Here is an 11,285-nt window from a genome sequence, read left to right as displayed (position 1 = left end):
TTTGTTCGTATAGCCCCACCCTTCAGGGTGCGGGTTTATTTAATCTTATTCGCCAACTCCACCCACGGTTCAATTCCTTTTTTAGTCGGCTGTCTTCCCCGAGTAAATGTCCAAATATCCCGTTTCTGTTGCGGACCATAGCTAATATGAATCGGGCGAGTTTCTCCATAAAAATAAAGGGAATCAAAGGGTAATTGATGGGCCAATATCCAATCGACTAAAGCTGCACTGGATAAATCGAGAATTAGAAAATCACAGGAAGCACCCAGGCGGTTACAATAATACTGGCCCTTTTGATTCACCTCATGGGCTAAATGTTGGTCCAATTCTGGGGCTACTCGACCATTTTTTCGTCCGGTTACTGGGTCTTTTTTATCCAGATAGCGCTTTAAATCTTTAGAACAAAACCCATAAGTCAACCGAAAGCGATCGCGTCCAAATTCCTCAATAACCGGATCGACAATTGTCTCGATTAACGCCAAAATTGCCGGAATCGTTTCCTGGGGGTTTTCAGGAAAGGGATGAATCTGATCCTTGTAGGTTTGATAGGTTTGCGTACAGGTACAAAATTCTTCTAGGGTGAGGTATTTGCCAATTTTTTCTCCAGTCATCGTGGCGATCGCTCATTAATGGTAAAATAAGCCAGAGTGAGGGCAACAACAGATTTCCTCTGTTCCTCCCTCATCCGTTCATTCCCTAAGTTATACTCCATTGACATCCGAAATCTCCGGTTTTAACAAAAATTCACAGCATTAGTGAATAGTAAATTGGTAATTTTAGACCGGGTTTTGCGACGATCGCCGTGGGTCATTTCCCCGGTGGGTAAAACCGGGGGAAGTGAGCAAAATTCGGGCAAAATCGATTCAATCTCCACCGACTATGATCAATTTTAGCGATAAATTGCAAAGTGCGATCGACCGCAATAATAGCCTTTTGTGCGTGGGACTTGACCCAGATCCAGAGGCGCTTCCCGTGCGGTTCGGGACCCCAGATAACCCAGAGACGCTGATCGCGCAATTGACGGATTGGCTGCATTTTATCATTGCCCAAACCGCTGAACTGGTTTGTGCATACAAACCGACCCTCGGATTCTACACCGCTTTGGGGGCTGAAGGCTTAGATTTATTGCTGCAAATTTTACAAGCGATTCCCAGTTACCTCCCAGTAATTTTAGATGTCAAGCATTCGGATCTCAATAGTAGTACCGTATTTGCCCAGACAATTTTTGAACGCTGGCAGGTGGATGCGGTGACCCTGAGTCCCTATCCCGGGCAAGATTTAGCCGCCCCGTTTTTACTGTATCCGGATAAAGCGGTGTTTGTCCTGTGTCATACCTCCAATCCGGCAGCGCAAGTCTTGCAACATTATCCAAAAAATGACGCGCCCTTGTACCTTGAAATCGTCAAAGAAACCCGGACTTGGGGGACTCCGGAACAGGTCGCTATTGAGGTGGGAACCAATAAACCGGAAGTCTTGGGGCGAGTCCGGTCCGTGGCCCCAGAACGGCTGATTCTGGCTCGTAGTATCTGGTCCGAAGGAACAGTTTTAGCTAATATCCTTAAGGCCGGTTTAAACAGTCAAGGAGATGGCTTAATCCTGCCAGTTCCCCAAGATTATTTAAGCCATGAAAATGCCGGTTTCCTAACTTTAGGACTGCGAGAAACGATTAATCAAGTCAGAATTCGTATCCCATCGGAGGCCCAAGCTTGTCCGGTGTGGTTTCCAGATATTCCAGTCACCGATGCTCATCCCCATACGGATTTAATTCTGCAATTATATGAGTTGGGTTGCATCATCTTTGGAGAATATGTTCAAGCATCTGGAGAAACTTTCCCCTATTATGTTGACTTGCGAACAATCATCTCTAATCCCCAAATTTTTGAAAAAATTATTGGCGCTTATGCTGAGGTTTTAAAAACCCTAAAATTTGACAGAATTGCGGGAATTCCCTACGGAGCATTACCCACAGCAACGGGACTGTCTTTACGGTTAAATTACCCGATGATTTTCCCCCGAAAAGAAGTGAAGGCACATGGGACGAGGCGGTTAGTGGAAGGTCATTTTAATCCCGGGGAAACCGTGGTGGTGGTGGATGATATTCTGATTAGTGGAAAAAGTGCTATAGAAGGCGCGCAAAAGCTGCAATCGACTGGGTTGAAGGTGGAGGATATTGTGGTCTTTCTCGACCATGAAAAAGGGGTGAAACAGCGATTAAAAGTCAATGGGTATCAAGCTCATTCGGTCTTGACGCTTTCAGAAATTGCTGAAACTCTTTATGATGCAGGTCGCCTGAGCGATCGCCAATTCCAGTTGTTTAAAGAGACTCATTAATTCCCCTTGAGAAATCCGGATTTTGCCCAATCTGCTGGTTGCTTCGGCCATTGAGTCCATGTATAGCCCCGAGGGGACAGTGATCCGAGTCGGAACGGGCTGTATTGTGGCTGTAAAAGTGCGATCGCAGCCCATTCCGTTACCCCCTCTCACCAACCGAATATTTCAGGTACAGGGGTTGATCCTTCTGGGTTTTGCTCATCCTGAACCCTCTAGGTTTCGACGGTTTTCTGTCACGATTGGGACTTGCACAATCAGAAAATTAAGAATTGTTACAAAAAATTTTTTTTGGCCAAAAAGTAAAGCATGAGTCAAGGATTATGATAAAATCTTAATAAAAGTTTAAGGAAAATAACCGGCTAAAATAAACCTCCACTTAAATAACTAGAAAAGGCCAAATTTCCTCCCTCTCTAAACCCAGTGGTCCTCAAACCAGGTCCTCAATTCACCCAGACAGTCGGAGAATTCAGATGATGCAGTCAGAAACAGTAAATTGGGCAAACTACGAACGAGAACCGATCCAAAGTCCCGGTTTAATCCAACCGCATGGGGTCCTGTTCGTCATCTCCCAGGACCTCAAGATATTACAAGCAAGCAACAATACCGCTGATTTTTTTGGCCACCCAGCAGAAACATTTCTGAACCAACCCTTAGAAATGTTGCTAGATGCCACTCAAGTGAATGCTCTCAAAGAAGCTATAAATTATCAGACCTTGGGGAGTGTCAATCCTCTGAATATAACCATTCATACTGACTGGAAAACCCTCTATTTTGATGGAATTGTTCATCGGGCTCATCCCGATTGTTTAATTTTAGATCTCGAACCGGCACTTTCTCCGAAAACCGTGGGATTTTTAAGCTTTTATAAGTTGGTAGAAGCGGCTGCATCGACGATTCAAAATTCCAAAAATTTTCAAGAACTCTGTCAATTTGTGGTCAAAGAAGTTAGAAGTATTACGGGATTTGATCGGGTAATGCTCTATCGATTTGACACCGCAGGACATGGGGCAGTTTTGGCGGAGGAAAAACTGGAGTCTATGAACTCTTGGTTAAACTTAAATTATCCAGCGGAGGATATTCCACCCCAGGCGAGACAACTTTATTCAATTAATTTGCTCCGATTAATTGTCGATGTCAACTACAAACCTGTTCCCATTGTCCCGGCGACGAAACCCCTGGACCAAAAGCCCCTTGACTTGAGCCATTCGGTTCTTCGCAGCGTCTCCCCTTGTCATATCGAGTATCTTCAAAATATGAAGGTCAGTGCATCGATGTCGATTTCGATTGTCAAAGAGGGAAAACTCTGGGGATTGGTTGCCTGCCATCATAATTCACCCAAATATGTGTCTTATGAAGTGAGAAAAGCCTGCGAATTTTTTGCCAAGGTTATGGCATTGGAACTCCGGTCTAAAGAAGATGATAGCTACTATGAATATCGTCTGCAATTGCAAGCAACCACGGCAAAATTAGTAGAATATATGTCAGTGGAGGCTAACTTTATTGACGGATTAGTAAACAGGCAGCCGAATTTACTTAATCTAGTCATGGCAGATGGGGCGGTGAGTTATTTTAAAGGAACCTGTCAGCAACTGGGAAAAACTCCCAGTTGCGATCGCATCGAACATCTAATTCAGTGGTTGGAAGAACTCAATTTTCCCAACGTTTACCACACTAATGCCCTTGCGAGTGTTTATCCCGAAGCAGAATCTTATAAAGATATCGCCAGTGGATTGCTGGCGGTGGCGATTTCCAAAGAACCAAAGCATTATGTGTTATGGTTTAGATCCGAGGTGATTCATCACGTCAAGTGGGCGGGAGATCCAAATACACCGTTTGAACTGTTGCCGGGAAGAAATCCTCGACTGCATCCTAGAAAATCCTTTGAAGTGTGGCAAGAAATTGTCAAATTAAAATCTTTACCCTGGAAACCCTGTGAAATTGATGCCGCATTAGACCTCAAAAATGCGATCGTGCCTATCGTCCTGCGGCAGGCGGATGAACTGGCGAAATTAAATGCAGCCTTGCGGAAATCCGAAGCGAGAACCCAGGAAAAAGCCCATCAGCTTGGCAAAGCCCTGCAAGAACTCCAGCGCACCCAAACCCAGTTAATCGAACAAGAAAAGATGTCGGAACTGGGAGAGTTAATTACCAGTATAGCCGCTGAAATTACCAATCCGATTAACTTCATCACCGGGAATCTGTCTTATGCCCAGGAGTATGCTGAGGATTTATTCAATCTATTGTATCTGTACCAAGAACACTATCCTGAACCTGTCCCGGAGATTTTAGAAAGGATAGAATCAATCGATCTGGAATTTACGTCCCAAGATTTTTCCAGCTTGATTGGGTCGATGAAAGGGGGTGCAGAACGCATTCGAGATTTAGTTCATGCCTTGCGAAACTTCATGCGATTGAATGAATCTGAACTAAAGGCGGTGGACATTCACGAGGGAATTAATAGCACGGTATTGATTTTACAACATCGATTCAAAGGGAAAGGGGGTTTGCCGGGAATTCAAGTTGTCAAAGCCTATGGAAATTTGCCCCAAGTGGAGTGCTATCCTAGCCAACTCAATCAAGTGTTTATGAATCTGCTCTCCAATGCGATCGAGGCGTTAGAGTCCCGCCCCAATCACCCGGGACCAAAAACCATTCGGATTCGCACAGAAGTCTTAGGAGGCGATCGCGTCTTAATTAGTATTGCCGATAATGGGATGGGGATTAACCCAATCCTTCAGGACCAAATCTTTGAGCCGTTTTTTACCACCAAATCTACGAAACAATCCATCGGGGTTGGGTTGGCGATCGCCCAGGAAGTTGTCGTCCAAAAACATCAAGGTGAGATTCGCTGTATTTCCGAACTGTCCCAGGGGGCCGAATTTATCCTAGAAATTCCCACTCGACAGCCTTCTCCAAACGCTACTAAACCCGTCGATTCAGTTGGATAAACCCATACCGGGTTTAATCCCAATCCAGCATCCCTACAGCATGAGTCCGGGGGGCAAGCAACCAGGTTTATGTTCCCTATTTAGCAACTATTATACCCCCGGACTTAGAGACCGTAAAATCAGCGATTTAACGCCCTTAGAGTTGCCATTGAAAGAAGCGAACGGTTTGTCCCACCATTCGCTTCCAGAGCGATCGCTTGCGCCAATCTTCCAAACTGGCTAATTTAGATTTAGAAAAACCCCGTTGAAAAATCTGCTCAACTTCTTTTAAAACATTGGGTTCGCCGGTGGAAAAATCTAATTCATCGTTATGAAAAAAGCTGCGGGGGTCGAAATTAGCACTTCCGGTTGTCATCCAGAGATCGTCAATCAATAATAGCTTGGCATGGGTCATACTCGGTTGATATTCATAGATTTCAATTCCGGCAGCTAACATCGGTCCATATCCTTCATAAGAAGCGTAATAAACCTTCTTTTTATCGCTGACTGAACTGGTGGTGAGAATTTTAACATCCAAACCACTCTTTTTTGCGGCAATCAGCAAATCCTGGGAATTAAGGTCTGGAAAAAAATAGGGACTCGCCAACCAAATTCGCTTTCGGGCGGCTAATAAATTGGTTTGAAATAAAGCTCGAATGGGGGAAAATCGGTAAGTGGGATTAAATGAAGGAGTGACGAGAGTAATCGGCTTTTGTGCCTGGTCTTTTTTAAAGGTTTCCGGACCGAGATCTGCCACCCCACTTGCATAAGTCCAATGTTGAACAAAGACCCCTTCTAATACGGCAACAATTTCTCCTTCTAAACGAAATTCACAATCAAACCACGGTTCTTTTTCTCCGGAACCGGACTTGCCGTCCCAAAAGTCAGAAATTCCCGCACCTCCAATATAGGCAACCTGACTATCAATGGCGAGTAATTTTCGGTGTGTTCTCCCGGCATAATCTGCCGGAGCTTTCCAGTCAAATGGATTGAAAAAAAGCACGTTAACTCCGGCAGCTTTTAAGCGGTTCCAATATTTCTTGGACATCTTTTTGCAACCGTAGCTATCTACCAATAATTTAACATCTATTCCTGCGGCGGAGCGCTCGGCAATAGCGGCGGCAAAGTCATTCGCTCGTTGTCCCGGAGTTATGAAAAAGGTTTCAAAATGGATAGAACGTTTTGCATTGGCGATCGCATCGAGTCTGACTTGTTGAATGGTGGGTGAATCATTCCAAACATCGGTGATTAAAGCGGAGGTGATTAAAGAATTGGATAAGCTTGCTTGGGCGATCGCAAAGCGGGGCTCTCCCGGAGTCGGTGGATTTTTTACCTTGTATTCTACGCTATCGCGAAAGGTTCCTCGAATATACAAAGCAATCAACAGAAGTATCGCCAGTCCAATAATTATCCCGAAAATCCATACAATTACCGAATTCATTATTTCTCCTTGTCATTTTCCGGTTTAGCCTCTCTCGTGAGGGCACTCTTCCTCTAAATTGCAGTGAACTTCACCGTTTGGGGATTGACCCGGATAATTTGGAAAATCTCTAATTTCCAGACTAGATGTCGCGTATCCTCCGATCTAAATTCTCTCCCCCATGCCGTTTCAGCGATCGCAAGTTTAGAAGTGAGTTTATCACATAGAGTAATTCACTCTAAATTATTGACGAAATTGATATTTTCTGTCTCTATCTCAGGATAGAGTCCCAATACCAAGTCCGGTTGGTAAAAGTCGGTTTTCGCTTTGACGCCGCGCCCGCTGGCTTTGTCCGTGTAGATCCACCGTTGACGGGTGCGGGTTTTTATAGACCTTTGACAATTGAATGGAGTATTAAATAGAGAATTAATCCAATTATACAGCCGATAAACAGCAGCCAATCTTTACTCATAAATCAACTCTCCATCCGATAGAAAACAGTCAAAAACTTGTTCATGCGGTCCTAGAGAAATTGGCCCGACAGGCTACTTTAAGTCAACCTCTGGAGAAGATTGGAGAAGTTGAGAGATCGCCTGAATGAACAAATCTGGCTCAATGGGTTTAGATAAGTGTAACTGAAACCCAGCTAAAAGAGCTTGTTGACGATCCAGTTCACTGGCATAGGCAGTCAGAGCGATCGCCGGAATTTTGCCCCCGAGTTCGGGAGGAAATGCCCGTACCTGACGCATTAACATATATCCATCGATGTCAGGCATTCCGATATCACAAACCAGCAGATCATAGAGGGTTTGATGCAAAGCCGTGAGTGCCTTGGCAGCACTGGCGCACCCGGTTACCTGTGCTCCAGCTTCCTCCAGGGTAAAAACGGCCAACTCCAGCAGATCCGGTTCATCGTCCACCAGCAGCACGCGCAGACCCTGTAAATTCTCCATCAGACTCAGCGGGGGGCGATCGCCAGCATCTGGAGTTGCCTCCACAGACATCCGGGGTAAATTGACCGTAAAGGTTGAGCCTAAGCCCTCACCGGCACTTTCTGCCATTACCTCACCCCCATGCTGTTCCACAATATAACGGACGATCGCCAATCCCAACCCCAAACCCCCAAAAGCGCGCGTCGTCCCGCCATCTTCCTGGCGAAAATATTCAAACACATAAGGCAGAAACTGGGGAGCAATGCCTTTTCCTGTATCCTTCACCTGAATCTGAGCCATTGAATTCACCTGAGCTAAAATCACCTCAATTTGCCCATTAGCCGGGGTAAATTTCACCGCATTCGAGAGCAGATTCCAGAACACTTGTTGTAAGCGAATCAGATCACCAGCAACCGGACTGGCGGCGTTATCAAATCTAGTTTCGATGTGAATAGATTTCGCCTCCGCTGCCAAGCTAACAGTTTCTAGGGAGGCAGTGATTGTTGAGATTAAATTAACAGGTTGGACATTCAGGGTTAATTTGCCCTGCAGAATCCGAGAAACATCGAGTAAATCCTCAATTAATTGAGTTTGTAACAGGGCATTGCGCTCGATGGTTTCCAACGCTTTATCAATAGTTTTTTTGTCAAAAGTTCGAGAACGGAGCAACTTAGCCCAGCCTAAAATCGGATTGAGGGGCGATCGCAATTCATGAGAGAGGACCGCCAAAAATTCATCCTTAATCCGGTTGGCTGATTCAGCATTTTCTCTGGCCGCTCGTTCTCGCTTGAGGAGTTGTTCGCGCTCTTGTTCCATTTGTTTGCGCTGGGTCAAATCCAGGACAAAAGCGATCGCCTTATCCTCCGTTTCTTCTAATCGGGCCGCCCCGAGTAACACCGGGACCCGACGACCATCGGCGCGGATACATTCGATTTCAAAGGGAGCGAACGCCCCGGTTTCTTGCAATTCCTGAGTGATGCGGCGATCGCCCTCAAAATATTCGGGAGGGGCAATTTTCAGCCAATGAATGTTACCCGAGGCTAAATCAGCGCGAGTATAGCCCATCATCTGAAGAAATTCATCATTGGCTTCAATCACTGGACCCTCAATTTCCACCACGATCGCCCCAATAATATTGGATTCCACCAAGCGGCGAAATTTCGCCTCACTTTGCCGTAACTCCGCCTCAGCGCGATCGCGTTCGTTGGTGCGTCGAACCAGGCGATCGCGCATCGTTCCAAACACCAAAGATAAATTTGCCAGTTCAGTAATATTGCTATTCGGTAAAGGAGCCATTGAATTGCCCTTTCCTAACTCTTGTGCGGCAAATGCCAGAGTTCTCAGGGGGTTAGTCAAGCGGTGAGAGAGGAACCCCCCGACTGCTAACGAAGCTGCTGCCACGGACAACAGCACCGCAAAATCCCGCTCCCGTCTAACATTCAAGGTCTCTAACACTTGATTTGCCGGACGTTCCACGATCGCACCCCAGCCAAAATCCGGCACTCGGGCATACCCCACCAATTCTCGGATAGGTCCATTCCAATAACTGAGTTTTCCCAAGGAAATGGAACCATCCAAAAGGGCAGCCACCGGAGGAACTTGGGCGAAGTCAGCAAAGGAATTGACCAACTGGACATTGGGATGAGCAATCACCCGTCCTTTGGCATCAACCAGATACGCTTTCAGGTTCGTATCTGCCGCCATCCGCCCGAGTTGGTCCGTAATCCGTGACGAGGCGATCGAACCGGAGAGAGCCCCTGCAAATTCTCCCTGAGAATTTTTGATCGGCACCAGAAAAAATGCCACCGGCAGATTCACGGTTCTACCCACCTGGAAATTCAGAATAGGTTGAGACGTCAAGCGGATCTCTTGAAAAGAAGCCATCTCCCGAATTGAGGGACCTAGGGGCTGGTTATCGCTACGGGCAATCTCCTGACCATTGGCATTAAAGGTACTTAACACCTGAATATCAGGATAAGCCTCATGAACGACCTGGAGGAGAGCCTGCTGTTGTTCCGGCTCCATTTCGGCCAATCCGGGCTGATTCCCCAGGGCAATGATCGCGGAACGGTGCAGGTTGATATAGGTGGCGATATCCTGAGAGAGGGCAACCGCCAGGGACTGCTGGACCGTCAGAGAGTGATCGATAGTCGCTTGCTGTTGGGGAAGAGACACCAGGGTAGTTAACGATACCAGGGGTAAGGTAACGATGCCAATCGATGCGACGGCAACTCGGGTTTGTAACGAATAAGGATCGAGCCGGTTCAGGCGCTGGCCAATCGAGGGCAGGAATGCCAAAGCCGTTCCCAAAACTGCGTAGGAGAGCACTCCATTCCAAAAAGAAAACCCCCTCCCGAGAATCCAGGTCCAAAGGAAAATCCCGGCGAAGAAATGCACCAATTGAAACAGCCAGCGAGGGACTTTCGGGTAAAGCTGAACCCCTAAGACACTCAGTCCGATCGCTAAATAGAGGAGGGCGTAGGGTATTCGGTAGGAAGGCAGTACCGGGGACAAGGATTCCTGTAATTCTGGATTCAATAGGGTGAGGAATAGCAGCCCTTCGATCGCCATTCTCAATCCCATTGCCACGGCAAACAGGTCGATCGCCCCAGTCTGTGCATCCCTGTGCCGATATCTACGCTCATCCTCATTGCCTAGAAAGGGTGCGATCGCCAGCGCCAATCCCAAGCTCAACGCCCCCACCACCCCCATCAACTTGCCCCCAGAGGCATATCCGATTCCCATCTGGAACAACACCACCCCCGCCATCAGATGAGCGCCCAGGATACTCCACCGCAGAGGTAGCAGAGTCGCCACCACAATCAACCCAGCGCCTACCATCACTTGCAACGCGCCCAACCCCGTCACATAAGGTTGAAAAGGGGCAAAAATATCGCTGGCAACCTTGTGTGGCAACATCAGCATTAATGTTCCCCGGATGGCAAGATAAATGCCAATAAACCATTGAAGCGTATCAATCCGGATAGGGCGTTTCATCAAATTTTTCTAGACAATAGTGAATGATGGAACCCAGGGCATCAGGTGAATCGCCAGTTTAGGATCAGGTCAATCGAATCCGGCCAAATCTTTCTGGGGTGTTGACTTCTGATTTTAGCACGGACAGCAGAGGCTAGACTTGGCACTGGACCCTCCTAGGACCCGGATACAATCCCACAAAAGGTTACTCAATCCCAGAAATTTTCTCAAGAAACCCGGTTTCTTCCCCATACTGTACCAACCGTCCTAGAGTCGCTTATGATTTCCGAAAATTTTGCCTCATTATTGAGGTGAGAGCAAGAGGGTTTTGTCCCCAAACCCTCCCCCCCTTAACGAAACAATTACGATGCCTCTGTAGGGGTTTTGTCCCCAAACCCTCCCCTCCTTAACTTCTCACCCCAGGGATTCAACCTAAATCTATCCACAGGAAGAGGTCAACTGTCCTCGCCACCAAATTATCCCTAACTGACTGGAATATTTAGGCGCGCGGTGCAATCAATCCTAGCACCTGAATTCTCCAAGAAATTCCTGAAAAACCCTTTATAGAGCGGGAGAGTTCGAGAGGGGAGCAAAACCCACGTCTTTTAAGCGTGGGATGTAGCGAACCCTTTCGCGCCCATGTTAATGGGCAGAGTCTTGTTCTGTGGGGTTAGGCAGTTGGTCTATCCAATCTTCGAT

Annotated in this window: 6 protein-coding genes; 2 read left to right on the top strand and 4 right to left on the bottom strand. The window is 46.8% G+C overall.

What is annotated here, in order from left to right:
* Positions 1 to 35: 35 nt before the first annotated feature.
* The gene (locus tag J0895_RS12865) at positions 36 to 611 is read right to left on the bottom strand and encodes a hypothetical protein (protein ID WP_207088490.1); all 576 of its coding nucleotides are present in this window, start codon (positions 609 to 611) and stop codon (positions 36 to 38) included.
* Positions 612 to 879: 268 nt separating this feature from the next.
* Here J0895_RS12865 and J0895_RS12860 point away from each other — a divergent pair, with 268 nt between their 5' ends.
* Positions 880 to 2,331, top strand: a complete 1,452-nt coding sequence (locus tag J0895_RS12860; protein WP_207088489.1) for a bifunctional orotidine-5'-phosphate decarboxylase/orotate phosphoribosyltransferase — start codon at positions 880 to 882, stop codon at positions 2,329 to 2,331.
* Between the two features lie 470 nt (positions 2,332 to 2,801).
* Positions 2,802 to 5,279 (top strand): ATP-binding protein, encoded by a 2,478-nt coding sequence (locus J0895_RS12855; protein ID WP_207088488.1) that lies wholly within the window; start codon positions 2,802 to 2,804, stop codon positions 5,277 to 5,279.
* Positions 5,280 to 5,415: 136 nt separating this feature from the next.
* On the opposite strand, the gene J0895_RS12850 is transcribed toward J0895_RS12855, so the two are convergent.
* The 3 genes from J0895_RS12850 to J0895_RS12840 form a co-directional block, all read right to left on the bottom strand.
* Positions 5,416 to 6,699: a phospholipase D-like domain-containing protein gene (locus J0895_RS12850; RefSeq protein WP_207088487.1), complete on the bottom strand. Its 1,284-nt coding sequence runs from the start codon at positions 6,697 to 6,699 to the stop codon at positions 5,416 to 5,418.
* Positions 6,700 to 6,911: 212 nt separating this feature from the next.
* Positions 6,912 to 7,139: a hypothetical protein gene (locus J0895_RS12845; RefSeq protein ID WP_207088486.1), complete on the bottom strand. Its 228-nt coding sequence runs from the start codon at positions 7,137 to 7,139 to the stop codon at positions 6,912 to 6,914.
* A gap of 84 nt (positions 7,140 to 7,223) precedes the next feature.
* Entirely contained in the window at positions 7,224 to 10,607 is a 3,384-nt protein-coding gene (locus J0895_RS12840) for a hybrid sensor histidine kinase/response regulator (protein ID WP_207088485.1), read from the bottom strand.
* Positions 10,608 to 11,285: the final 678 nt, after the last annotated feature.

Source organism: Phormidium pseudopriestleyi FRX01 (assembly GCF_017313335.1).
GTDB classification, from domain to species: domain Bacteria; phylum Cyanobacteriota; class Cyanobacteriia; order Cyanobacteriales; family Laspinemataceae; genus Laspinema; species Laspinema pseudopriestleyi.
Note: the sequence above shows the minus strand (reverse complement) of the source record. Positions and strands in the feature narration are given on the sequence as shown.

Bases quoted from the DNA above. Each gene is read 5' to 3' on its own strand.
- J0895_RS12840 (WP_207088485.1), bottom strand. From the start codon at position 10,607: ATGAAACGCCCTATCCGGATTGATACGCTTCAATGGTTTATTGGCATT.
- J0895_RS12855 (WP_207088488.1), top strand. From the start codon at position 2,802: ATGATGCAGTCAGAAACAGTAAATTGGGCAAACTACGAACGAGAACCG.
- J0895_RS12850 (WP_207088487.1), bottom strand. From the start codon at position 6,699: ATGAATTCGGTAATTGTATGGATTTTCGGGATAATTATTGGACTGGCG.
- J0895_RS12860 (WP_207088489.1), top strand. From the start codon at position 880: ATGATCAATTTTAGCGATAAATTGCAAAGTGCGATCGACCGCAATAAT.
- J0895_RS12865 (WP_207088490.1), bottom strand. From the start codon at position 611: ATGACTGGAGAAAAAATTGGCAAATACCTCACCCTAGAAGAATTTTGT.